General features: G+C 65.2%; 25 protein-coding genes and 2 pseudogenes. 25 read left to right on the top strand and 2 right to left on the bottom strand.

Features of this window, described 5'->3' with window-relative positions; genetic code table 11:
• Positions 1-79: 79 nt before the first annotated feature.
• From MYCSM_RS07535 to MYCSM_RS07490, 10 genes and pseudogenes are all read left to right on the top strand, one after another.
• Positions 80-352 (top strand): annotated as a pseudogene (locus tag MYCSM_RS07535) (acyl-CoA dehydrogenase); the annotation flags it as partial.
• Positions 353-407: 55 nt separating this feature from the next.
• Entirely contained in the window at positions 408-797 is a 390-nt protein-coding gene (locus MYCSM_RS07530; protein ID WP_015305549.1) for a nitroreductase/quinone reductase family protein, read from the top strand.
• 66 nt (positions 798-863) lie between these two features.
• Positions 864-1,967 carry a homogentisate 1,2-dioxygenase gene (locus MYCSM_RS07525; protein WP_015305548.1) on the top strand — a complete coding sequence of 368 codons (1,104 nt, stop codon included), beginning with the start codon at positions 864-866 and terminating at the stop codon, positions 1,965-1,967.
• A gap of 30 nt (positions 1,968-1,997) precedes the next feature.
• Positions 1,998-3,188 (top strand): alpha/beta hydrolase family protein, encoded by a 1,191-nt coding sequence (locus tag MYCSM_RS07520; protein ID WP_015305547.1) that lies wholly within the window; start codon positions 1,998-2,000, stop codon positions 3,186-3,188.
• Positions 3,185-4,387: a CaiB/BaiF CoA transferase family protein gene (locus MYCSM_RS07515; RefSeq protein WP_015305546.1), complete on the top strand. Its 1,203-nt coding sequence runs from the start codon at positions 3,185-3,187 to the stop codon at positions 4,385-4,387. Before MYCSM_RS07520 ends, MYCSM_RS07515 begins: the two co-directional genes overlap by 4 nt.
• Positions 4,384-5,292 carry a hydroxymethylglutaryl-CoA lyase gene (locus tag MYCSM_RS07510; RefSeq protein ID WP_015305545.1) on the top strand — a complete coding sequence of 303 codons (909 nt, stop codon included), beginning with the start codon at positions 4,384-4,386 and terminating at the stop codon, positions 5,290-5,292. Before MYCSM_RS07515 ends, MYCSM_RS07510 begins: the two co-directional genes overlap by 4 nt.
• A gap of 3 nt (positions 5,293-5,295) precedes the next feature.
• Complete coding sequence (locus tag MYCSM_RS07505; protein ID WP_015305544.1) at positions 5,296-5,907, top strand: TetR/AcrR family transcriptional regulator; 612 nt, start codon at positions 5,296-5,298, stop codon at positions 5,905-5,907.
• 19 nt (positions 5,908-5,926) lie between these two features.
• Entirely contained in the window at positions 5,927-7,165 is a 1,239-nt protein-coding gene (locus MYCSM_RS07500) for an acyl-CoA dehydrogenase family protein (protein WP_015305543.1), read from the top strand.
• The gene (locus tag MYCSM_RS07495) at positions 7,162-8,118 is read left to right on the top strand and encodes a phosphotransferase family protein (RefSeq protein ID WP_015305542.1); all 957 of its coding nucleotides are present in this window, start codon (positions 7,162-7,164) and stop codon (positions 8,116-8,118) included. Before MYCSM_RS07500 ends, MYCSM_RS07495 begins: the two co-directional genes overlap by 4 nt.
• On the top strand, positions 8,115-8,492 hold the full coding sequence (locus MYCSM_RS07490) for a DUF6285 domain-containing protein (protein ID WP_015305541.1): 378 nt from the start codon (positions 8,115-8,117) through the stop codon (positions 8,490-8,492). Before MYCSM_RS07495 ends, MYCSM_RS07490 begins: the two co-directional genes overlap by 4 nt.
• On the opposite strand, the gene MYCSM_RS07485 is transcribed toward MYCSM_RS07490, so the two are convergent.
• Entirely contained in the window at positions 8,462-8,893 is a 432-nt protein-coding gene (locus tag MYCSM_RS07485; protein ID WP_015305540.1) for a MarR family winged helix-turn-helix transcriptional regulator, read from the bottom strand. The two genes, MYCSM_RS07490 and MYCSM_RS07485, sit on opposite strands and share 31 nt — an antisense overlap.
• Positions 8,894-8,944: 51 nt before the next feature.
• On the opposite strand from MYCSM_RS07485, the gene MYCSM_RS07480 reads away from it, so the two are divergent.
• Positions 8,945-9,565 (top strand): TIGR03086 family metal-binding protein, encoded by a 621-nt coding sequence (locus tag MYCSM_RS07480; RefSeq protein WP_015305539.1) that lies wholly within the window; start codon positions 8,945-8,947, stop codon positions 9,563-9,565.
• A 114-nt stretch (positions 9,566-9,679) separates the two neighbouring features.
• On the opposite strand, the gene MYCSM_RS07475 is transcribed toward MYCSM_RS07480, so the two are convergent.
• Positions 9,680-10,309 (bottom strand): class I SAM-dependent methyltransferase, encoded by a 630-nt coding sequence (locus MYCSM_RS07475; RefSeq protein ID WP_015305538.1) that lies wholly within the window; start codon positions 10,307-10,309, stop codon positions 9,680-9,682.
• A gap of 52 nt (positions 10,310-10,361) precedes the next feature.
• On the opposite strand from MYCSM_RS07475, the gene MYCSM_RS07470 reads away from it, so the two are divergent.
• The 14 genes and pseudogenes from MYCSM_RS07470 (at position 10,362) to nuoK (ending at position 22,252) form a co-directional block, all read left to right on the top strand.
• Positions 10,362-10,751, top strand: a complete 390-nt coding sequence (locus MYCSM_RS07470; RefSeq protein ID WP_015305537.1) for a nuclear transport factor 2 family protein — start codon at positions 10,362-10,364, stop codon at positions 10,749-10,751.
• 10 nt (positions 10,752-10,761) lie between these two features.
• Positions 10,762-11,295 carry a YceI family protein gene (locus MYCSM_RS07465; RefSeq protein WP_015305536.1) on the top strand — a complete coding sequence of 178 codons (534 nt, stop codon included), beginning with the start codon at positions 10,762-10,764 and terminating at the stop codon, positions 11,293-11,295.
• Positions 11,296-11,311: 16 nt separating this feature from the next.
• The gene (locus MYCSM_RS07460) at positions 11,312-11,707 is read left to right on the top strand and encodes an Rv3143 family two-component system response regulator (protein ID WP_015305535.1); all 396 of its coding nucleotides are present in this window, start codon (positions 11,312-11,314) and stop codon (positions 11,705-11,707) included.
• 163 nt (positions 11,708-11,870) lie between these two features.
• The gene (locus tag MYCSM_RS07455; RefSeq protein WP_015305534.1) at positions 11,871-12,242 is read left to right on the top strand and encodes an NADH-quinone oxidoreductase subunit A; all 372 of its coding nucleotides are present in this window, start codon (positions 11,871-11,873) and stop codon (positions 12,240-12,242) included.
• Entirely contained in the window at positions 12,233-12,787 is a 555-nt protein-coding gene (locus MYCSM_RS07450; protein ID WP_015305533.1) for a NuoB/complex I 20 kDa subunit family protein, read from the top strand. The genes MYCSM_RS07455 and MYCSM_RS07450 overlap by 10 nt, the downstream gene beginning before the upstream one ends.
• Positions 12,788-12,813: 26 nt before the next feature.
• Positions 12,814-13,506: an NADH-quinone oxidoreductase subunit C gene (locus tag MYCSM_RS07445; protein ID WP_041313439.1), complete on the top strand. Its 693-nt coding sequence runs from the start codon at positions 12,814-12,816 to the stop codon at positions 13,504-13,506.
• Positions 13,506-14,825: an NADH dehydrogenase (quinone) subunit D gene (gene nuoD, locus MYCSM_RS07440; protein WP_015305531.1), complete on the top strand. Its 1,320-nt coding sequence runs from the start codon at positions 13,506-13,508 to the stop codon at positions 14,823-14,825. Before MYCSM_RS07445 ends, nuoD begins: the two co-directional genes overlap by 1 nt.
• Positions 14,822-15,691: an NADH-quinone oxidoreductase subunit NuoE gene (gene nuoE, locus MYCSM_RS07435; protein ID WP_015305530.1), complete on the top strand. Its 870-nt coding sequence runs from the start codon at positions 14,822-14,824 to the stop codon at positions 15,689-15,691. Before nuoD ends, nuoE begins: the two co-directional genes overlap by 4 nt.
• Entirely contained in the window at positions 15,688-17,004 is a 1,317-nt protein-coding gene (gene nuoF, locus MYCSM_RS07430; RefSeq protein WP_015305529.1) for an NADH-quinone oxidoreductase subunit NuoF, read from the top strand. The genes nuoE and nuoF overlap by 4 nt, the downstream gene beginning before the upstream one ends.
• On the top strand, positions 17,005-19,404 hold the full coding sequence (locus MYCSM_RS07425; RefSeq protein ID WP_015305528.1) for an NADH-quinone oxidoreductase subunit G: 2,400 nt from the start codon (positions 17,005-17,007) through the stop codon (positions 19,402-19,404).
• The gene (gene nuoH / locus MYCSM_RS07420) at positions 19,401-20,645 is read left to right on the top strand and encodes an NADH-quinone oxidoreductase subunit NuoH (protein WP_015305527.1); all 1,245 of its coding nucleotides are present in this window, start codon (positions 19,401-19,403) and stop codon (positions 20,643-20,645) included. The genes MYCSM_RS07425 and nuoH overlap by 4 nt, the downstream gene beginning before the upstream one ends.
• Positions 20,629-21,189, top strand: a pseudogene (gene nuoI, locus MYCSM_RS07415) (NADH-quinone oxidoreductase subunit NuoI); the annotation flags it as partial. The gene nuoH and the pseudogene nuoI, both read left to right, overlap by 17 nt.
• The gene (locus MYCSM_RS07410) at positions 21,186-21,956 is read left to right on the top strand and encodes an NADH-quinone oxidoreductase subunit J (RefSeq protein WP_015305525.1); all 771 of its coding nucleotides are present in this window, start codon (positions 21,186-21,188) and stop codon (positions 21,954-21,956) included. The pseudogene nuoI and the gene MYCSM_RS07410, both read left to right, overlap by 4 nt.
• Positions 21,953-22,252, top strand: coding sequence for an NADH-quinone oxidoreductase subunit NuoK (gene nuoK / locus MYCSM_RS07405; RefSeq protein WP_015305524.1), 300 nt, complete (start codon positions 21,953-21,955; stop codon positions 22,250-22,252). The genes MYCSM_RS07410 and nuoK overlap by 4 nt, the downstream gene beginning before the upstream one ends.
• Positions 22,253-22,259 lie beyond the last annotated feature (7 nt).

Here is a 22,259-nt window from a genome sequence, read left to right as displayed (position 1 = left end):
ACGGGCGTGCCGGAATGCCGTTTCGGCGATCATGACCGCCGTAACCGCCACCGCATCGACCATCACCCGGAATTTGTGGCCCGGCGCAGGGTTGCGCGACGCCGACACCTACCGCTGGCCAATGGTGCCCGCGCTGGCGCTGCTGGCGCCCACGCCTGCGCACGGTGGCGCCGAACGTGCCGCTGACATCTACGCCGCGCGGCTGTCGCAGCGGGTGCTCGCATATGAGGGCGTCGTCCAGAAGGACAAGCCGATCGCGCAGGCCCACCGCGCTGAGGCGCTCGTCCGGTTGCAAGCGCTGCGCGGGCTGCTCGCCGATACCGTCGGCAAGATCGAGATCATCATCGCCGCAGCGCTCACACTGGGGATGAAGGTGCCCCGGACCGCAATGGTGTGAAAGGACTGTCATGCCCGACGACACACGTGATCGCGTTACCAACTTCTTTCAGAGACGGGTGGCCAATCCGCTGATGCGGCGGTTGCCCATCCAGACGCTGTTGGAGACGACGGGCCGCAAGTCGGGAGAGCCCCGTCGCACCCCGCTGGGCGGCAGCCGGGTCGGCAATCAGTTCTGGTTCGTCTCGGAGTTCGGCGACAAGTCCCAGTACGTCAAGAACATTCAGGCCAACCCTCGTGTCCGGGTCCGGCTGCGCGGGCGCTGGCACAACGGCACCGCGCATCTCGTGCCCGACGACGATCCGACGGAACGGTTGAAGTCGTTGCCACAGTTCAACAGCTTCGGCGTGCGCACCTTCGGGACCAACCTGTTGACGATCCGAGTCGATCTCGACGATTGACTCCGGCCTCGAAGTAAAACTAACATCACTTTTAGTTTCCGTTGTCACCGTCGATGGAGCGATCCCATGGAATCCTTCGTTCACCTGCGAAAAGGACGGACGCCCAAGCGTCTGCACGCAGACCTCGACGGCCTGAAAGACGATGAACTTGGTCGCGGCGGATTCACCGGTCGCACGGCCAACATCTACCGGCGCAACGACCCCACCGCGTACCGGGCTTCCGGTCCATTGCGGCCCGTCGATGTGCTGGCCGATCAGCGGAAACCCAGCGACGCCACCGATGCCGCGGGCGCTCCGCTGCTGATGTTCTCCAACGCTGATTGCCAGGTATTGCTGTCCAAGCGCAGCGAGGCGATGCCGTTCTTCGTCCGCTACGTGGACGGCGACCTGCTCAGCTTCGTGCACGCGGGTTCCGGTCTGTTGGAGACGGAGTTCGGCCCGCTGCGCTATCGAGCGGGCGACTGGGTGTACATCCCGAAGGCGTGCACGTTCCGCCAAGTCCCCGACAGCGGCGAAGAGTGGGCGTCGACGCTGTTGATGATCCAGGCCACCGACGAGTTCCGGGTGCCACCGCCCGGATACCTGGGACGGCACTTCCCGTTCGATCCGTCACAGGCCACCATCCCCGACCCGGCGCCGATCGACGATGACGGCCGGGACGAGTATGAGGTCCGGCTCATCCATGACGGCGGGCCGACTTCGCTGTTCTACCAACACCATCCACTCGACGTGGAGGGTTGGCGCGGCGACAACTTCGCGTTCACCTTCAACATCGACGACTACAACGTGGTGACGTCCAACAGTGTGCACCTCCCACCGACCGTGCACCTGTTCATGCAAGCCACCGGCGTGTACGTGATGAATTTCCTGCCCAAGCCGGCCGAGGGCGTGCCAGGCACCGAGCGCACGCCGTGGTATCACCGCAACGTCGACTATGACGAGATCGCCTTCTTTCACGGCGGATCGCTCTACGGGATCCCGATGCCACCGGGGCTGATTTCGCATGCCCCGCAAGGGGTTCACCACGGCGCACCCGAGAAAGCACGGGAGCGGGCCCGCCGCAAGTTCGACGATTACGACTCGGTGGACTGGTCGGTGATTGCAATAGACACACGGCGCAGGCTGGTGCCGTCGGCCGAGATCCTGGCGAACGATTTGGGGCAGCACTGATGAGCGCTTGCGCGAAGAGGCAAGGACACGATGACGACGACTGAATCTCCGGTCAAGTACGAATACGACCGCATCCCGTATCTGATTGCCTACCAGAATCTTTCGGGTGTCCGCGACGTCTACGGTGGCGTCTCGGAACTGATCGTCCTCGAGAGTTATCTGCTCAAGCCGAAAACCAAACCGTCGGATACCGCGCTCGTGTTCATGCACCCCATCGGCGGCGGCGCCTACCTGCCGATGATCAACGCACTGGCCCGCGCGGGGCATCACGTCATCTACTGCAACAGCCGGTTCCGCGGCACCGACTCCGCGCTGTTGATGGAGAAGGTCGTTGAGGACCTCGGCGAGTGCATCAAGGACGCCAAGAACCGCCTGGGCTACGACAAGGTGGTGCTGGCCGGCTGGAGCGGCGGCGGCTCGCTGTCGGTGTTCTATCAGCAGCAGGCCCGGCACCCGACGATCACCGCGAGCCCGTCCGGTGACGGGCCCGACCTGACCAAGCTGGGGCTGATCCCCGCCGACGGCATCATGATGCTGGCCGCGCACATCAGTCGCCACGGCACGCTCACCGAATGGCTTGACGCGTCCATCCTCGACGAATCGGACCCGTCCAAGCGCGATCCGGAACTCGACCTGTACAACCAGGACAACCCGAACCAGCCGCCGTACACCGCGGAGTTCCTCGAGCGCTACCGGGAAGCGCAGATCGCCCGCAACCGGCGAATCACCAAGTGGGTCGAGGACAAACTCGTCGAGTTGAAGGCCGCCGGGCGTCCCGATGACGAGTTCTCCTTCGTCGTGCACGGCACCATGGCCGACCCCCGTTGGCTGGACCCCACCGTCGACCCGAACGAACGCGAACCTCGAACGACCTATCTTGGCGACCCACAGGTGGTCAACATGGGCCCGTTCGGCCTCGCGCGGTTCTGCACGCTGCGCAGTTGGCTTTCGCAGTGGAGCTACGACGACGCCAACGGCGACGCCGTCAAAGCCGGTCCGGAAATCGACGTGCCGACGCTGGTGATAGGCAATCTGGCCGACAACGCGTGCACGCCCAGCCATACCCGTCGACTTTTCGAGGCCATCGGGCATCCTGATAAGGAGATGCACGAAATCCCCGGCGCCAACCACTACTACTCCGGACCAGGCCAGCGTGACACGCTGCGCCAGGCCGTCAACGTCTGCACGGACTGGCTGCATAGACACGGGTTCTCGCTATGACTGCAGGTCCGTTGGACGGTATCCGGGTCATCGAGGTCGGCACGCTGATCTCCGGGCCGTTCGCCGGGCGCCTGCTCGGCGACATGGGTGCGGAGGTCATCAAGATCGAGCCGCCGGGCGCGCCAGACCCGTTGCGGACGTGGGGCCAGGCTGAACTCGACGGCCATCACTTCTTCTGGACAGTGCACGCGCGCAACAAAAAAGCCGTGACGCTGAACCTGCGCGACGGAGCGGGCCGGGCATTGTTTCTCGACCTGGTCGAGCGGTCGGACATCATCGTGGAGAACTTCCGGCCCGGCACACTGGAGAAGTGGAACCTCGGTTACGACGTGCTGCGCCACCGCAATCGGGGCATCATTCTGGTCCGCGTCTCCGGCTACGGCCAGACCGGACCGGAGGCGCACAAGGCCGGCTACGCGTCGGTCGCCGAGGCGGCCAGTGGCCTGCGGCACATGAACGGATTTCCCGGCGGCCCGCCGCCGCGGCTGGCCCTGTCGCTGGGCGACAGCCTGGCCGGCATGTTCGCCGCGCAGGGCGCGCTGGCCGCGCTGTACCGGCGCACGGTCACCGGCGAGGGCCAGGTGGTCGACGCTGCGCTGACCGAATCGTGTTTGGCCGTACAGGAATCCACGATTCCGGACTACGACGTCGGCGGAGTGGTGCGCGGGCCGTCGGGCACCAGGCTGGAGGGCATCGCTCCGTCGAACATCTACCCGACTGCCGACGGCAGCTGGGTGGTGATCGCCGCCAATCAGGACACGGTGTTCCGCCGACTGTGCGCCGCAATGGGCCAGCCCGAGCTCGCGACCGATGACCGATTCGCCAATCACGTTGCCCGAGGCCGCAATCAGGACGAGCTGGACAAGATCATCGGAGCGTGGGCCGCAGAGCGGCAACCAGCTGACATCATCGCGACGCTGTCCGATGCCGGCGTGATTAGCGGACCGATCAACACCGTCGCCGAAGTCGTCAACGATCCGCAAATGCAGGCCCGCGGCATGATCGCCGACCACTGGGACGAGCGGATCAACCGAAACGTCAAGGGCCCCGGCGTCGTGCCGGTGCTCTCGGAGACGCCCGGAACGATCCGCAACGCCGGGGCCGCCAGGCCGGGCCAGCACAACGACGAAATCTATCGTGGGCTACTCGGCAAGACCGATGTGGAGATGGCGGCGCTGCAGGAGAAGGGCGTGCTATGACCGACCTACCCCGCCACGTCGATATCCGCGACGTCTCGTTGCGCGACGGCCTGCAGATCGAAGATCCGATTCCGTTGGCCGCAAAGCTCGAATTGCTTGCGGCCGTCGCCGCGACCGGCGTAAGGGAGATGGAGGCGACGGCCTTCGTCTCGCCATCCAAGGTGCCGGCACTGGCCGATGCGGCCGAACTGGCCGCCGAACTGCACAACTTCGCAGACATCGAGTTTTCCGCCCTGGTCGCCAGTCCCAACGGCGCCAAGCGTGCCGTCGCCGCCGGCCTCGGATCGATCGAATACGTGGTGTCGGCGGCCGACGGCCACAGCCGCTCCAACGTCGGGCGCTCGACGGCTGAGTCCACCGCGCTGATTCCCGATATCGTCGCGATCGCGCACGACAGCGGCGCCACGGTCGAGGTCATTATCGCCACGGCGTGGGACTGCCCCTTCGACGGTCCGACGCCCCCCGAACGCGTGGTCGATGTCGTGACGGCTGCACGTGAGGCCGACGTCGACCGGCTCGCAATCGCCGACACCATCGGCACGACAACACCGCGGCGGGTGACCGACCTGATCGCGCGGATCCGACCGCTCATCGCCGACACCCCGCTGGGCGCACACTTTCACAACACCCGCGGCGCCGGACTCGCCAGCGCGTACGCGGCAGTCAGCGCCGGTGTCACCCGGCTAGACGCCTCGGTCGGCGGCCTCGGCGGCTGTCCATTCGCTCCTGGGGCCAGTGGCAACATCGCCACCGAGGATCTTGTCTACCTGTTGCGTGACAGCGGAATTCACGTCGACGTCGACCTTCAGGGTGCGATCGCCGCAGCGGAGGTGGCCCAACGCGTGGTCGGCCACCGTCTGCCGAGTTCGCTGTTGCGCGCCGGCGACCGCCTCCTCGGCGAGTAGCCCATGCCAGTCGACACGCTGAGCGCCAAGGGCCGCCAAACCCGAGAGGCCATCGAGCAGGCCGCCAGAAAGCTGTTCGCAGAGCGGGGTTTTCACGGCACCACGTTGGCCGACATCACTTCGGCGGCGGGCAAGTCCCCCGCGGTGTTCTACCGCTACTTCGACGACAAAGAGGATCTGCTCGCCGCGTTGGCCGAATCGTTTCTGCACGACATTGTGGCGCCGTCCGGCGGCAGCCTTCACCTTTTGGATTCACCGGATGACGACAGCTTTTTCACCACCGTCGTCACCGGTTACTGGAACATGTTCAAGCAGAACATCGGCATCATGATCGCGATGGCACAGCTGGCCGCGACCCAACCGCGTTTCGCGGCCGTGCAGAACGAGTTTCGCCGGTTCGGAATGGACATCGTCGCCGCATCGGTGCGCCGCGCCCAGGAACAGGGCTACGGTGCCGAACTGGTCCCCGAGCACACTGCGGCCGCGATCGCGCTGCTGTTCGAGAACTTCACCACCGTCTTCGTCGGCACGTCGGGACTCGGGTTCGAAATCAGCGACGAGGACGCCATCGCCACGCTGGCGAGGATTTGGAAAAAGACGCTGTACGGATCTTAGACACCAGAGGAGAACCACCGTGGATTTCGCCCTCCCAGAGCACCTTCCGGGTCTGCTCGCCGAGATGGACGCGTTCATCGAGGCAGAGATCAAACCGCTGGAACGCGAAAACATGCAGTACTTCGACCAGCGTCGGGAGAACGCCCGCACCGACTGGGACAACGGCGGCATTCCCCGGCGGGAGTGGGAGGATCTGCTCGGCGAGATGCGCAAGCGTGCCGACAAGGCGGGCTGGTTGCGTTACGGACTGCCATCACAGTTCGGCGGCCGCGACGGCACCAACATCGACATGGCGGTGATCCGGGAACACCTGGCGCACAAGGGCCTCGGGTTGCACAACGATTTGCAGGACGAGTCGTCGATCGTCGGCAACTTCCCGCAGGTGATCATGATGGACCGGTTCGGCACGGACACCCAAAAAGCCGAGTGGACCGATGCGTTGATCACCGGTGAGCGGTCGATGGCCTTCGGCCTGACCGAACCGAACCACGGCTCGGATGCCACCTGGCTGGAGACACGGGCCGTCGCGGACGGCGACGGCTGGGTGATCAACGGCGCCAAGCGATTCAACACCGGCGTACACCGGGCGACTCACGACCTGGTGTTCGCACGCACATCGGGCGAACCGGGACAGGCCCGCGGCATCACGGCGTTCCTTGTTCCCTCCGATAGTCCGGGGTTCACGGTGCCCTACTACTGGTGGACGTTCAACATGCCGACCGATCACGGCGAGGTCGAATTGAAGGACGTCCGAGTCCCGAATGACGCGGTGCTCGGCGAAGTCGACCGCGGCCTCGAGGTAGGTCAGACATTCCTGCACGAGAACAGGATTCGGCAGGCCGCCAGTAGCCTGGGCGCCGCCCAGTACTGCATCGACCGCGCCGTCGGTTATGCGAACGAACGCGCGGTGTTCGGCAAGCCGCTCTCGGTGAACCAGGCGGTGCAGTGGCCGCTCGTTGAACTGCAGACCGAGGCCCAGATGGTCCGGCTTCTGGTGTACTACGCGGCGACCCAACTGGACGGCAACCACCACATGGAGGTTTCGGACAAGGTGTCGATGGCCAATTACCGTGCCAATCGGTTGGTGTGTGAGGCGGCCGACCGGGCCATGCAGGTGTTCGGCGGGGTCGGCTACAGCAGGCACGAACCGTTCGAGCACATCTACCGTCACCACCGCCGTTACCGCATCACCGAGGGGGCCGAGGAGATCCAGATCCGCCGAGTAGCCCAGCGGCTCTTCGGATTCGGGCGCAAGTGAAGGAACAACTCGAAGCTGTACTACGGCCGGTACTCGGCGATGTGAGCGTCGAGAACCTGCGCGCGCTGACCGGCGGCGCGAGCCGGACCACGTGGGCGTTTGATGCGCTGACCGATCGACGCCGGGCCTTGATCCTGCGCGCCGGGCCGCCCGACGACATCCATGCCGGCATGGAGCTGGAGGCCGCGGTGCAGCAGCGAGCCGCCGCAGCAGGCGCGCCTGTCCCCCACATTCTGGCCGCCGACAACTCCCCTGCCGCACTGGGCAACCCGTACCTGATCTGCGACGCGATCGCAGGCGAGACGATCGTCAGGAAGATCCACCGCGGACTCGATGACACCCGCCGAGCGCGGCTACTGCAGCAGTGCGCGCAGGCGTTGGCCGCCATTCACCGCGCCGATCCCAACGGCGTCAGCCTGACCGAAGGCGATCAGCTCATCGAATGGCGCAACCGGCTCGACGAAATGGGCGACACCACAGCCACATTCGAGTGGGCCTTTCGGTGGCTCGACGGGCACCGGCCGCCGCCGTCGCCCCACGTGCTCGTGCACGGGGATTTCCGGATGGGCAATGTGATCGTCGACGAGTCGGGTCTTGCGGCAGTCCTGGATTGGGAACTGGTGCACAACGGCGAGAGGTATGAGGATCTGGCGTGGTTCTGCATCCGCGCCTGGCGCTTCGGCGCGCCCGAGCATCTCGGTGCGGGCGGGCTCGGCGGCGTAGAAACGTTTCTTGCCGCATACGAGGGGGCCGCGGGCGTCGCGCTCGAACGCGACGTGTTCCGCTGGTGGCTCACCGTCGCCACCCTGCGCTGGGGCGTCATCTGCCGCTTCCAGGCGGAGCGGCACCTGTCCGGGCAGACGCCGTCGATCGAACTGGCCGCGATCGGCCGTCGCGTCGCCGAAACCGAATGGGATTTACTGGATCTGCTCGAAGGACGTGGCCCGATATGAGCCGGCTGTATGGCCGGCCGACGGCGGCCGAACTCGTCGCCGCGGTCGCCGACTTCCTCGACAACGACGTTCGGGCTGCGACAGGGCCCGATAGTCGGCGCGCCGACGTGAGTCAGGTCAATTTCCATGCCCGCGTTGCCGCCAACGTGCTGCGAATCGTTCAGCGCGAGCTGACAGACGATTCGGCTACGGAGGTCACCGCCAGGCTCGCCGAACTCGGGTTCTCCGACGAGGCGCAACTCGCGGCAGCAATTCGCGCCGGAGAGCTGGACGACCGAGCTGCGGACCTATTGCCGGTACTGCGCACGCTGGTCCGTCGTCGGCTGGCGGTGGCGCACCCCGGCTACGACCAATCGACGCCCGACAACTCCTGAAGAATCCGCAGAAACGCCGCACGGTCGGACGCCGACAGTGTGCCGAGCCAGCGCTCCTCTCCACGCTGAATCGCGGCCTGCGCAGCCTCCTTGACCCGTCGGCCGTCTTTTGTGATAGCCAACAGCCGCGCCCGGCGGTCCTCGGGGTCGGCCACCCGCTCGATCAGCCCCTTGTCCTGAAGCTCGTCGAGGATCGCGATGATGCGTGTCTTGTCCGCGCCGATCGCCTCCGCAAGCGCGGCCTGCGTGCGGATCGCAGACCGGTCGAGTGCGACCAGCACGCTGTAGCCCCACATCGACAGCCCGTGGGCTGCCAGCACCGGAAGCTCGGCGGCCATCATGTCGCGCACCAGCGGCGCAAGCATTGCGGCCAGGTCGGGGCGCTTACGCCGAGACGTCACATCGGGATACTAAACATCGACCAATAGTAGGCATAGGCATATGGTCTATACATGCTTATTAATCAAGACATCCGCTCCTTTCATCGCACCGCCGTTCTGGCGTCCGTTGACATCGTCGACAAAATCCGCCCAGAAGATCTGCAACGTCCGACGCCATGCGACGGCTGGAACCTGACGCAGCTACTTGCTCACATGACGGTGCAGCATCGCGGTTTCGCGGCAGCGGCCCGCGGTGACGGCGCTGACCTTGCGCGCTGGGACGTAGCCACCGTGGTCGACGCTGTGGCGTCCGATCCGGCGGCCACCTACGCCGCGGCCGCGGCTGACGTCCTCGAGGCCTTCGCCGACGACGGCGTGCTGCAGGCGTCGTTCGCCCTTCCCGACTTCGGCCCTGGCGCCGCGTTTCCTGGCGAGCAGGCGATCGGCTTTCACTTCGTCGACTACGTCGTCCACGGCTGGGACGTGGCCCGCAGCCTCGACGTACCGTTCACGTTGCCCGACGACGTGATCTCCGCGGTCCTACCGTTGGTATTCGCGGTTCCCGACGGTGATTTCCGGACCTCTCCCGAGTCGCCGTTCGCCCGCGCCATCTCCGCAGACGGCGACGTGAGCGACCTCGATCGGGCGCTGCTGCACCTGGGCCGCTCTCCCGCCTGGACGCCGCAGCGCTGATCTCGCGGGGATCGGCCCGCGAGCGACCCCCTTTGCACGGTTTTGCGCGGCGTGTCGCGCACAAACGCGGCCGCTCGCGCTGGAACGGACCTAGTCGCTCGCGCCGGGATTGAGCTAGAGGCGGCGGGCGCGCGCAAGCCAGGCGGGCTCGTCGACGCGCGTCCCGACCGGCAGGCCGATCGCGTCGGCCTGCGCGTCCTGCACCACGCCGCGGTAGGTCGTGGTGTCCAGCGCCTCGAGCACCCAGCCGTCGCCGAAGGCTTCGCGGATCTCGGCCTCGCTGACCTGGGGACCGAACCCACGGCCTGCGTCGGACAGCGCCAGCACATGCACCAGTCCGCCCGGCCGGAGTGCGGTATGCAGGCTGCTCACATACCGCACGCGATCGGCGTCGTCGAAGATGTGGAACAGCGCGCTGTCGACGATCGTCTGGTAGCCGGGCTCGGCGCCCAGGTTCATCGCGTCGGCCACCTCGAAGCGCGCGTCGACGCCCTTTTCGGCGGCGTTGGCCCTGGCCTGCTCGACCGCCTGCGGCGCGAAGTCGATGCCGACCACGTCGTACCCCAACCGGGTCAGCATGATCGTGTGTTCGCCTGTCCCACAACCGATGTCGAGCACATTGCTGTGAATCAAGCCAGCGCGTTGCAGTTCGACGATCGCGGGCTGCGGCTCACCGATGACCCAGGGCGCCGTTCGGGACTTGTAGGCATCGTCGAATCGGGAGAGGGTTGGTGTTGAATCCATACCGACCAGAGTTCTACCTAAACCCAACTTGAGGTCAAGGGGGACGACGAATATGTCCGTCGCGGGTACCGAAGCAGTTGCTGACGTCGCCGATCGACTGTTCCATGCGATCGAGAACAGCGATATCGCCGCGGTGGAGCAGTTGTGGGACGACGACGTCGTCGTCTGGAAGGTTGCCGACCGCGACCGCGACCGGGAACGTGCGCTGCGGGTCATCGACTGGTTCGTCAACGCGACGACCGATCGCCGCTACGAGATCCTCGACCGCCGATTCTTCGACGGCGGGTTCGTACAGCAGCACATTCTGCATGCCAACGGTCGCAACGGCCGGTCGATCTCAATGCGTGTCTGCATCGTGATAAAGGTGGGCGTCAACGGTCTGATCAGTCGCATCGACGAGTACTTCGACCCGGCAGAAATCGCCCCACTGCTGGAGTCGTAGCGGAGGTGACATGCCAAGCACACAGGCACTTCTCAGCGATCCCGCGTCGGTCGGCGTCTGGAACGTCGATCCGAACCAGTCCACAATCGGCTTTCGCGCCAAGTCGATGTGGGGCCTTGCCCCGGTCAAGGGACGGTTCACGGAATTCAATGGCGATGGCCAAATCACAGACAGCCAAACGATTTTCGGGCGCATCGACATCCGCACCGCATCGCTGGACACCAAACTAGGCACGCGCGACAAGCACCTGCGCTCGGCCGACTACTTAGACGCGGAGAGGTTTCCCCACATCAGCGTGGTGGTGACGGGCGCCGAGGCGGTCAACGGCGATACCGTCGACCTGCGTGCGCAACTCACCGTGAAAGGCACCACCGCGCCATTGCCGCTGCGGGCCAAGGTCGCAAGGGTCGACGACGGCACGATAAGGCTGACTGCGCACGCCACCGTCGATCGCACGGACTTCGGCGTAGACGGAAATATGATCGGGATGCTCACCGACAAGGTGACGATTTCCGGCGACGTCGTGTTTCGCAGAGCCGGCTAGCCGTACGATCGGCCGCATGGCGGAACGTGCACTGCGGGTCCTTGTTTACAGCGACAACCCTAGGACCCGTGAGCAGGTCCAGCTGGCGTTGGGCAAGCGGGTGCATCCCGACCTCCCCGAGCTGACCTACGTCGAGGTCGCGACCGGCCCGATGGTGATTCGCCAGATGGATGAGGGTGGTTTCGATCTGGTGATTCTCGACGGCGAGGCCACCCCTACCGGGGGCATGGGAATCGCCAAGCAGCTCAAGGACGAGATTGCCGACTGCCCGCCGATCTTGGTGCTGACCGGCCGGCCGGACGACGCCTGGCTGGCCAGCTGGTCGCGCGCGGAGGCCGCCGTCCCTCACCCGATCGACCCGATCCGGTTGGGCGACGCCGTGGCGTCTCTGCTGCGTGCACCCGTGCAGTAGGCACGGCGCGAAACAACCTGTTGCCCTTGCCTTTTCGAGGCACGCCAACATGGCCGCAGGCAGCTAATAGCGACTCTAACCAAAATGCGTGGCACCCGTCTCAAAGCTCGATAGGGTGTGGGTAAGCTCACATCGACAGCCCACGAGGGAGCGTTTGCTCGGTATGGATTTGTACACGCCAATACTGGTTCTTGGCGCCATTGCGGCTGCGTTTGCAGTCGGTTCGGTCGGCATTGCTCTGCTGGTCGGACCACGGCGCTACAACCAGTCGAAACTAGAGGCCTACGAGTGCGGCATCGAACCGGTGCCCGAACTGGCGTCGGCCCACGCATCAGGCCAGCGATTTCCGATCAAGTACTACCTGACCGCGATGTTGTTCATCATCTTCGACATCGAGATCGTGTTCCTCTACCCGTGGGCCGTCGCGTTCGACAGCCTTGGCCTGTTTGCCCTGGTAGAGATGCTGCTCTTCATGGTCGTGGTGTTCGTGGCCTACGCGTATGTGTGGCGGCGGGGAGGCCTGACATGGGACTAGAGGAAAAGCTGCCCGGCGGAATCCTGCTGTCGACAGTCGAGAAGGTGGCCGGCTACATCCGGAAGGGCTCGCTATGGCCCGCGACCTTTGGGCTGGCCTGCTGCGCCATCGAGATGATGGCCACGGCGGGACCGCGCTTCGACATCTCCCGCTTCGGCATGGAGCGGTTCTCGGCGACGCCCCGACAGGCCGACCTGATGATCGTGGCGGGCCGCGTGAGCCAGAAGATGGCGCCGGTGCTTCGCCAGATCTACGACCAGATGGCCGAGCCCAAGTGGGTGCTGGCGATGGGGGTGTGCGCCTCGTCGGGCGGGATGTTCAATAACTACGCGATCGTCCAGGGCGTCGACCACGTCGTGCCCGTCGACATCTATCTGCCCGGCTGCCCGCCGCGCCCCGAGATGCTGTTGCACGCAATCCTCAAGCTGCACGACAAGATTCAGGAGATGCCGCTCGGCGTGCACCGCGAGGAGGCGATCCGCGAAGCCGAGCAGGCAGCGTTGGCCGTGACGCCGACAATCGAGCTCAAGGGATTGCTGCGGTGACGGAGAACAACGGCGACCAGACAGCGGTGACTGAGAACAATGGCGACCAGGCAGATCTCAATCCACCCGAGGTCATCGGTGTGCGCCGGGGCATGTTCGGCGCGAAGGGCACAGGCGACACCTCGGGATACGGCCGTCTGGTCCGTCCGGTGGCGTTGCCAGGCAGCTCGCCGCGTCCGTACGGAGGCTATTTTGACGATGTCGTCGACAAGCTGACCGCCGCCATCGGCGACGACGGCTACGCCGCATCCATCGAGCGGGTGGTGGTTTACCGCGACGAGCTGACGCTGGAGGTTCGGCGCGAGCAGCTGTCCACGGTGGCCCAGACGCTGCGGGACGACCCGGGTCTGCGATTCGAGTTGTGTCTGGGCGTCAGCGGTGTGCACTACCCCGACGACAGCGGACGCGAACTGCACGCGGTGTACCCGCTGATGTCGATCACCCACAATCGCCGCGTCCGCGTGGAAGTCGCGGCGCCAGACGAGGACCCGCACATTCCGTCGCTATACGGGGTGTATCCGACCGTCGACTGGCATGAGCGGGAAACCTACGACTTCTTCGGCATCATCTTCGACGGCCATCCCGCCCTGACTCGCATCGAAATGCCTGACGACTGGGTGGGACACCCGCAGCGCAAGGACTATCCGCTGGGCGGCATCCCAGTGGAATACCACGGCGCCGAGATTCCACCGCCCGATCAGCGGAGGGCCTACAACTGATGAGCGCACCCACCAACCCGCCCGACAGGGTGGTCGTCGTCGGCGGCCAGGACTGGGACCAAGTCGTTGCTGCCGCAAGGGAAAACGCGGCTTCGCATGCCGGCGAACGGATCGTCGTCAACATGGGACCGCAGCACCCCTCCACCCACGGAGTGCTGCGGCTGATCCTCGAGATCGAGGGGGAGACGATCGTCTCGGCCCGGGCGGGCATCGGCTATCTGCACACCGGCATCGAGAAGAACCTGGAGTTCCGCAACTGGACCCAAGGCGTCACCTTCGTGACCCGAATGGATTACCTCTCACCGCTTTTCAACGAAACGGTGTACTGCCTCGGCGTCGAGAAGCTGCTCGGCGTCACCGAGGACATCCCGCAGCGAGCCAGTGTCATCCGCGTGATGATGATGGAGCTCAACCGCATCTCGTCGCATCTGGTCGCGCTCGCCACCGGCGGGATGGAGCTGGGCTCCATGGGCGCAATGTTCTACGGCTTCCGCGACCGCGAGCAGATCCTGTCGATCTTCGAAACCATCACCGGGCTGCGGATGAACAACGCGTACATCCGACCCGGCGGGGTCGCAATGGATCTGCCCGACGAAGCCGTCCCACAGATCCGCGACATGCTCGAGCTGATGCCGAAGCGCCTGAAAGACCTCGAAGATCTGTTGAGTGAGAACTACATCTGGAAGGCGCGCACCCAGGGCATCGGTTACCTGGACCTGACCGGCTGCATGGCGCTTGGCATCACCGGCCCCTGCCTACGCTCCACTGGCCTCCCCCACGATCTGCGCAGGGCGCAGCCGTATTGCGGCTACGAGAACTACGAGTTCGACGTCATCACCGACGATGCATGTGACTCCTACGGCCGCTACCTGATCCGGGTCAAGGAGATGCACGAGTCGCTGAAAATCGTCGAGCAGTGCCTCGACAAGTTGCGGCCCGGCCCGGTCATGATCACCGACAAGAAGCTGGCGTGGCCGGCCGACCTCAAGCTCGGGCCCGACGGCCTGGGCAACTCGCCCGAACACATCGCCAAGATCATGGGCCACTCGATGGAGGGACTCATCCACCACTTCAAGCTCGTCACCGAAGGCATCCGCGTTCCCGCGGGTCAGGTGTATGTCGCAGTCGAGTCGCCGCGCGGTGAGCTCGGCGTGCACATGGTCTCCGACGGCGGCACCCGACCGTATCGGGTGCACTACCGAGATCCCTCGTTCAACAATCTGCAGGCCGTCGCCGCAATGTGCGAAGGCGGCATGGTCGCCGATGCGATCACCGCGGTGGCGTCGATCGACCCGGTAATGGGTGGGGTTGATAGGTGAGCATCTTCATCGAACTGGGTCAGCGGCCAGACGAGCCCGGCCCGCCGATCCACGGTGCCAAGACCTATTCGGCCGACGTCGAAGCACGGCTGGCCGCCGATGCCGAAAAGGTGATCGCCAAGTATCCGCAGGGCAGGTCGGCGTTGCTGCCGTTGCTGCACCTTGTGCAGTCCGAGGACGGCTGCCTCACCTCGGCAGGCATTGCGTTCTGCGCGGCACAGCTGGGATTGACCGACGCTGAAGTCACCGCCGTCGCCACGTTCTATTCGATGTACCGGCGCACGCCCACAGGCGAGTACCTGGTCGGCGTCTGCACCAATACGCTCTGCGCAATCATGGGCGGGGACGCGATTCTCGAAGCGCTGCAAGATCATTTGGGCATCCACGCCGGTGAGACCACCGACGATGGCCGGGTGACACTCGAGCACGTCGAGTGCAATGCCGCCTGCGATTACGCGCCAGTCGTGATGGTCAACTGGGAGTTCTTCGACAACCAGACACCGTCGTCGGCACGCGGTCTCGTCGACGAGTTGCGGGCGGGTCAGCCGCCAACGCCGACCCGCGGCGCTCCGCTGTGCACCTTCAAGGAAACCGCGAGAGTTCTTGCGGGACTGCCTGATCCGGAGAGGGCCGCCGCGCAGGGGCCGGCAGGCGACGCTACCCTCGCCGGGCTGCGTGTCGCTCGGGAACGCGGCATGGAAGCGCCCGACGCCGGGGCCGTGACGGATTCGCACGACGGCCCCGACGACGCCAAAGAGGCGACGGAAGCGACAAGGAATCAGGCGGCTCCGGACCCATCGGCTAGCGTGCCGCCCGAGCCCAAGGAGCCCGAAACCGACCCGGACGCAACGGAATCGAAGACATGACGCAACTGACTCCGGTGTTGAGCCGGTTCTGGGACGAACCCGAAGCATGGTCGATGGAAACCTATCGCCGCCATGACGGGTACAAGGCGCTCGAGCGCGCGCTCGGCATGACCCCCGACGACGTCATCGCCAGGGTGAAGGATTCGGGTCTGCGCGGCCGCGGCGGCGCCGGCTTCCCGACCGGCACCAAGTGGTCGTTCATCCCGCAGGACGACACGGGCGCCGGCGCGAAACCGCACTTCCTGGTTGTCAACGCCGACGAGTCGGAACCCGGTACGTGTAAAGACATTCCGCTGATGTTGACGACGCCGCATTTCCTGGTCGAGGGCGTGATCATCGCGGCGTACGCGATCCGGGCGCACCACGCATTCATCTACGTTCGCGGTGAGGTCCTGCCTGTGCTGCGGCGACTGCAGGCCGCGGTCGCAGAGGCCTATGAAGCCGGCTACTTGGGCACGGACATCTTGGGCTCGGGCTTCGATCTGGAACTGATCGTGCATGCCGGCGCGGGCGCCTACATCTGTGGTGAGGAGACCGCGCTGCTGGATTCCCTTGAGGGTCGTCGCGGCCAGCCCAGGCTGCGGCCCCCGTTCCCCGCGGTCGCGGGGCTTTACGCGTCTCCCACGGTGGTCAACAATGTGGAGTCAATCGCCAGTGTGCCGCCGGTTCTGCTCAACGGGGTCGATTGGTTCCGGTCGATGGGGACGGAGAAGTCACCCGGGTTCACCCTGTACTCGCTGTCCGGACATGTCACCAATCCTGGTCAATACGAAGCGCCGCTGGGTATCACGCTGCGCGAGCTACTCGAATACGCGGGCGGTGTCCGGGCAGGCCACTCCCTGAAGTTCTGGACGCCGGGGGGTTCCTCGACACCGCTGCTGACGGACGAACACCTCGACGTGCCACTGGATTACGAAGGAATGGCAGGCGTCGGCACGATGCTCGGCACCAAGGCGCTGCAGATCTTTGACGAAACCACCTGTGTGGTGCGCGCGGTGCGCCGCTGGACCGAGTTCTACGCCCACGAGTCCTGCGGCAAGTGCACACCGTGTCGCGAGGGGACGTACTGGCTGGCGCAGATCTACGAACGCCTGGAGACCGGCGCGGGTACCGAAGAGGACATCCAAAAGCTGCTGGACATCTCCGACAACATCTTCGGAAAGTCGTTCTGCGCCTTGGGCGACGGTGCGGCGGCGCCGATCATGTCGTCGATCAAGTTCTTCCGCGAAGAGTACATCGAACACCTGTCCGGGGGATGTCCTTTCGACCCGCATGCCTCGACGCTGATGGCCACGGAAGAGGTAGGTGTCTAGATGACGCAGACCGTTGACTCGGGCGCCGCTGGCGCCTCCACCCCCGTCGAGATGGTGACCGTCACCATCGACGGCGTCGAAGTCAGTGTGCCCAAGGGCACCTTGGTGATTCGGGCCGCCGAACTGATCGGCGTCCAGATCCCGCGGTTCTGCGACCATCCGCTGCTGGACCCGGTGGGCGCGTGTAGGCAATGCCTCGTCGAGGTCGAGGGTCAGCGCAAGCCGATGGCGTCGTGCACCACGACGTGCACACCAGACATGGTGGTGCACACTCAATTCACCTCCGAAGCCGCCGACAAAGCGCAGCAGGGGGTGATGGAGCTGCTGCTCATCAACCATCCGCTGGACTGCCCGGTGTGCGACAAGGGCGGAGAGTGCCCGCTGCAGAACCAGGCGATGTCCAACGGCAGGCCTGAGACGCGGTTCGAGGACGTCAAGAGGACTTTCCCCAAGCCGATCAACATCTCCTCCGAGGTGCTGTTGGACCGGGAGCGCTGTGTGTTGTGCGCACGGTGCACGCGCTTCTCCGATCAAATCGCCGGCGACCCATTCATCGAGCTGCTCGAACGCGGTGCGCTGCAACAGGTTGGCATCGCACCCGGCGAGCCGTTCCAGTCGTACTACTCCGGCAACACCGTGCAGATCTGCCCCGTCGGCGCGCTCACCGGTGCCGCGTATCGGTTCCGCGCCCGGCCGTTCGACCTGGTGTCCAGCCCCAGCGTGTGCGAGCACTGCTCGTCGGGCTGCGCTCAGCGCACCGACCATCGACGCGGAAAAGTGATGCGCCGCTTGGCCGGTGACGATCCGCAGGTGAATGAGGAGTGGAACTGCGACAAGGGTCGGTGGGCGTTCACCTACACCACCCAGGGTGATCGCGTGACCACTCCGCTGATCCGCGACGAAGACGGTAAGTTGCGACCGGCCTCCTGGTCGGAAGCCCTTGCCGTCGCGAGCGCCGGCCTGTCAGCGGCATACGGCAGCACCGGGGTGCTCGTCGGCGGTCGGGTAACCGTCGAAGATGCCTACGCATACGCGAAGTTCGCCCGAATGGTGTTGGGCACCAACGACATCGACTTCCGCGCCCGCCCGCACAGCGCCGAGGAAGCTGATTTCCTCGCCGCGCATGTCGCGGGCCAACCGATGGCGGTGACCTACGCCGACCTGGAGAAGGCGCCGTCGGTGCTGCTTGCAGGTTTCGAACCCGAAGAGGAATCGCCCATCGTCTTCCTGCGACTGCGCAAGGCAGTCCGCAAGAACGGCGTGCAGGTCAAGGCGATAGCGCCCTTTGCCACCCGTGCCCTGACCAAGATGCGCGGAGAGCTGATCGCGACGACGCCGGGCGGCGAGGCTGCCGCCCTGGAGAACCTCGCCGACGATGCGCAGCTGAGGATGCCGGGTGCCATCATCCTCGTCGGCGAGCGGCTGGCCACGTCTCCAGGAGCGCTTTCTGCCGCAGCAAAATTGGCCGCGGCAACCGGTGCCCGACTGGCATGGATTCCCCGACGGGCCGGAGAGCGCGGCGCGTTGGAAGCTGGTGCGCTACCCGGGCTGCTGCCTGGCGGCCGACCCGTCAGCGACGCATCGGCCCGCGAACAGACTGCCGCCGGCTGGAATTTCGGCGACCTGCCGTCGACCCCGGGCCGTGACACCGCGGGCATCCTCGACGCGGCGCGAAGCGGTGAACTCGGCGCACTCCTCATCGGCGGTGTTGAGCTCGCCGACCTGCCCGACCCGGACGCGGCACTGACCGCGATCGACGCTGCGCCGTTCGTGGTCAGCCTCGAGCTACGAGAAAGCGCCGTCACCTGTCTGGCCGACGTCGTGTTCCCCGTCGCGCCGGTCGTGGAGAAGGCAGGCTCTTTCATGAACTGGGAGGGGCGAATTCGCCCATTCGCGCCGTCGCTGCAGACCAACGCTTTACCGGACTTGCGGGTGCTGGCATTCCTGTCCGACGAGCTCGGGATCGACCTGAACATGGCGTCCGCATGGGTCGCAGGCGACGAGATGGCGCGCCTGGGTCTGTGGGCAGGGCAGCGAACCGCTTCCCCGCAGGAGACACCGGCGCCGCCAGCAGCCCCGGGCAACGGACAAGCCGTGCTGGCGAGCTGGCGCATGCTGCTCGACGCGGGACGGCTACAGGATGGCGAACCGCATCTTGCCGGCACCGCGCGGCCGCCCGTCGCGCGGTTGTCAGCGGCCACCGCCGCCGGAATCGGCGCAGCCGATGGCGATCTGGTCACAGTGAGCAGTGATCGCGGCACTATCACCCTGCCGCTGGCGATCACGGAGATGGTCGACGACACCGTGTGGTTGCCGCTCAACTCCCCCGGTTCGGCGGTATATCCGCAACTCGGCGTGACGGCGGGTTCCGCCGTATCAATCGGACGGGCAGAGCGATGACATATCCGGATCCCACACTGTTCGGCCATGATCCGTGGTGGCTGATCATCGTCAAGGCGCTCTTGGTCTTCGTGTACCTCATGTTGTCCGTGCTGATCGCGATTCTGATCGAGCGCAAGCTCCTCGGCTGGATGCAGATGCGGCCTGGCCCCAATCGCGTCGGCCCGTGGGGGCTGTTGCAATCTCTGGTCGACGGCGTCAAGCTGGCCCTCAAAGAGGGCCTCATCCCCGCGGGAGTGGACAAGTTCATTTACCTTGCAGCGCCGGTCATCTCGGTAGTGCCCGCGTTCATCGCGTTTGCCGTCATCCCGATGGGCGGCGCGGTGTCCGTCTTCGGACATCGGACCGCGCTGCAGCTGACCGACATGCCGGTCGCGGTGCTCTATGTTCTTGCCGCGACATCCATCGGGGTGTACGGAATCGTGTTGGCGGGGTGGGCATCCGGCTCCACCTACCCACTGCTCGGTGGGCTGCGATCGAGCGCCCAGGTGATCTCCTACGAGATCGCGATGGCTCTGTCGTTCGCGGCGGTCTTCATCTACGCGGGCACGATGTCGACCTCTGGGATCGTCGCCTCACAGCAGGGCCTGTGGTACATCTTCCCGCTGCTGCCGTCGTTCCTGGTCTACCTCACGTCGATGGTCGGCGAAACCAACCGAGCCCCTTTCGATCTGCCCGAGGCCGAAGGCGAGTTGGTCGGTGGATTCCACACCGAGTACTCGTCGATCAAATTCGCGATGTTCATGCTCGCCGAGTACGTCAACATGACAACGGTTTCGGCGCTGGCCACGACGTTGTTCCTCGGCGGGTGGCACGCCCCGTGGCCGATCAACATGTGGGAAGGCGCGAACCACGGTTGGTGGCCGCTGCTGTGGTTCGTCGCGAAGGTCTGGACCTTCATGTTCTTCTTCTTCTGGTTGCGTGCCACCTTGCCCCGAATGCGCTACGACCAATTCATGGGCCTGGGCTGGAAGGTGCTGATTCCGGTCTCCCTGGTGTGGATCATGATCGTCTCCAGCACGCGCGCGCTGCGTAATCAGGGGTATGACCAACTGACGACGGCGCTGATCACCGTCGGCACCGTCGTAGCACTGGTCATCCTGTTCCTGTTGGCCAGATCGCTACGGTCGAGAACCGCAGCAAAGCTTCCCGCGCAAGCCGTTGATTCGGGCGCGTTCCCAGTGCCGCCGCTACCGACGGCGGCCAAGGAGATTGCGCCAAAGGAGAAGTCAAATGCCTAAGTTCCTGGATGCGATCGCCGGCTTCGGGGTCACGTTCTCCACCATGTTCAAGAAGCGGCTCACCGAGCAGTACCCCGAGAAGCCCGGCCCCGTCGCAAAGCGCTACCACGGCCGGCATCAACTCAACCGGTATCCCGACGGGCTGGAGAAATGCATCGGCTGTGAGTTGTGCGCATGGGCCTGCCCGGCCGACGCCATCTACGTCGAGGGCGCGGACAACACTGCAGAAGAACGGTTCTCGCCCGGTGAACGCTATGGCCGCGTCTACCAGATCAACTATCTGCGGTGCATCGGCTGCGGGTTGTGCATCGAGGCATGCCCGACACGTGCGCTCACGATGACCAACGAATACGAGATGGCCGACGACAACCGCGCCGACCTCATCTGGGGCAAGGACAAGCTGCTCGCGCCGATGCAGCCAGGAATGCTGGCACCGCCCCACGAGATGGCCCCAGGAAGCACCGACGAGGACTACTACCGGGGCAACATCAAGCCGATTTCGGGCACGCAGGGAGCAGAAGCCGTCAAAGAGGATGCCAAGTGACGGTCGAGTTCGTCGCCGCGCTCCCCACGGAAGCCGCAGGGCACACCTCCACGACGGAAGCAGTGCTGTTCTGGGTGCTGGGGACGGTCGCGGTGCTCGGCGCAATCGGCGTGGTGTCCGCGCCGAAGGCGGTGTACTCCGCGATGTTCCTTGCCACCACCATGATCGTGCTGGCGGTCTTCTACATCGCGCAGGGTGCGCTGTTCCTCGGCGTCGTGCAGGTGGTGGTGTACACCGGCGCGGTGATGATGCTCTTTCTGTTCGTGCTGATGCTCATCGGCGTCGACTCCTCTGAATCGCTTGTCGAAACCATTCGGGGACAACGCGTTGCGGCGATCGTCGTCGGGCTGGGCTTCGGCGTTCTTGTCATCGCAGGTATCGGCAGCGTTTCGGTGAACGGCTACACCGGGCTCGCGGAGGCCAACGCCGGCGGCAACGTCCAGGGACTGGCGGTGCTGATCTTCACCAAGTACCTGTGGGCGTTCGAACTGACCGGCGCGCTGCTGATCACCGCCGCCCTCGGCGCGATGGTGCTGGCGCACCGCGAGCGGTTCGAGCGACGCAAGACCCAACGGGAGCTGGCGCAGGAACGTTTCATGCCCGGGGGACACCCCACCACGCTGCCCAATCCCGGTGTGTATGCCCGCAACAACGCCGTCGACATCGCCGCCCGACTTCCTGACGGGTCTGCCTCAGAGCTGTCCGTAAGCCCGATCCTGCAGAAGCGCACCGTCAGTCAGACCAACGGCAGTGCGGGTAACGAATGAATCCCGACAACTACCTCTACCTGTCGGCGCTGTTGTTCACCATCGGCGCGGCAGGAGTGCTGTTGCGCCGCAATGCAATCGTGATGTTCATGTGCGTGGAGCTGATGCTCAACGCAGCGAACCTCGCGTTCGTCGCGTTCTCGCGCATGCACGGCCATCTGGACGGCCAAGTGGTGGCGTTCTTCACCATGGTGGTGGCCGCATGTGAGGTCGTAGTCGGGCTCGCGATCATCATGACCATCTTCCGCACCCGCCGGTCGGCTTCGGTCGACGAAGCCAGTCTGCTGAAACACTAAGGCTGCC

Source organism: Mycobacterium sp. JS623 (genome assembly GCF_000328565.1).
Taxonomy (GTDB): domain Bacteria; phylum Actinomycetota; class Actinomycetes; order Mycobacteriales; family Mycobacteriaceae; genus Mycobacterium.
This window is presented reverse-complemented; position numbering and strand designations above follow the sequence as displayed.

Excerpts from the sequence above, each read along its gene's own strand:
- MYCSM_RS07530 (WP_015305549.1), top strand. The coding sequence starts at position 408 with ATGCCCGACGACACACGTGATCGCGTTACCAACTTCTTTCAGAGACGG.
- MYCSM_RS07525 (WP_015305548.1), top strand. The coding sequence starts at position 864 with ATGGAATCCTTCGTTCACCTGCGAAAAGGACGGACGCCCAAGCGTCTG.
- MYCSM_RS07520 (WP_015305547.1), top strand. The coding sequence starts at position 1,998 with ATGACGACGACTGAATCTCCGGTCAAGTACGAATACGACCGCATCCCG.
- MYCSM_RS07515 (WP_015305546.1), top strand. The coding sequence starts at position 3,185 with ATGACTGCAGGTCCGTTGGACGGTATCCGGGTCATCGAGGTCGGCACG.
- MYCSM_RS07510 (WP_015305545.1), top strand. The coding sequence starts at position 4,384 with ATGACCGACCTACCCCGCCACGTCGATATCCGCGACGTCTCGTTGCGC.
- MYCSM_RS07505 (WP_015305544.1), top strand. The coding sequence starts at position 5,296 with ATGCCAGTCGACACGCTGAGCGCCAAGGGCCGCCAAACCCGAGAGGCC.
- MYCSM_RS07490 (WP_015305541.1), top strand. The coding sequence starts at position 8,115 with ATGAGCCGGCTGTATGGCCGGCCGACGGCGGCCGAACTCGTCGCCGCG.
- MYCSM_RS07480 (WP_015305539.1), top strand. The coding sequence starts at position 8,945 with ATGCTTATTAATCAAGACATCCGCTCCTTTCATCGCACCGCCGTTCTG.
- MYCSM_RS07475 (WP_015305538.1), bottom strand. The coding sequence starts at position 10,309 with ATGGATTCAACACCAACCCTCTCCCGATTCGACGATGCCTACAAGTCC.
- MYCSM_RS07470 (WP_015305537.1), top strand. The coding sequence starts at position 10,362 with ATGTCCGTCGCGGGTACCGAAGCAGTTGCTGACGTCGCCGATCGACTG.
- MYCSM_RS07465 (WP_015305536.1), top strand. The coding sequence starts at position 10,762 with ATGCCAAGCACACAGGCACTTCTCAGCGATCCCGCGTCGGTCGGCGTC.
- MYCSM_RS07460 (WP_015305535.1), top strand. The coding sequence starts at position 11,312 with ATGGCGGAACGTGCACTGCGGGTCCTTGTTTACAGCGACAACCCTAGG.
- MYCSM_RS07455 (WP_015305534.1), top strand. The coding sequence starts at position 11,871 with ATGGATTTGTACACGCCAATACTGGTTCTTGGCGCCATTGCGGCTGCG.
- MYCSM_RS07450 (WP_015305533.1), top strand. The coding sequence starts at position 12,233 with ATGGGACTAGAGGAAAAGCTGCCCGGCGGAATCCTGCTGTCGACAGTC.
- nuoD (WP_015305531.1), top strand. The coding sequence starts at position 13,506 with ATGAGCGCACCCACCAACCCGCCCGACAGGGTGGTCGTCGTCGGCGGC.
- nuoF (WP_015305529.1), top strand. The coding sequence starts at position 15,688 with ATGACGCAACTGACTCCGGTGTTGAGCCGGTTCTGGGACGAACCCGAA.
- MYCSM_RS07425 (WP_015305528.1), top strand. The coding sequence starts at position 17,005 with ATGACGCAGACCGTTGACTCGGGCGCCGCTGGCGCCTCCACCCCCGTC.
- nuoH (WP_015305527.1), top strand. The coding sequence starts at position 19,401 with ATGACATATCCGGATCCCACACTGTTCGGCCATGATCCGTGGTGGCTG.
- nuoK (WP_015305524.1), top strand. The coding sequence starts at position 21,953 with ATGAATCCCGACAACTACCTCTACCTGTCGGCGCTGTTGTTCACCATC.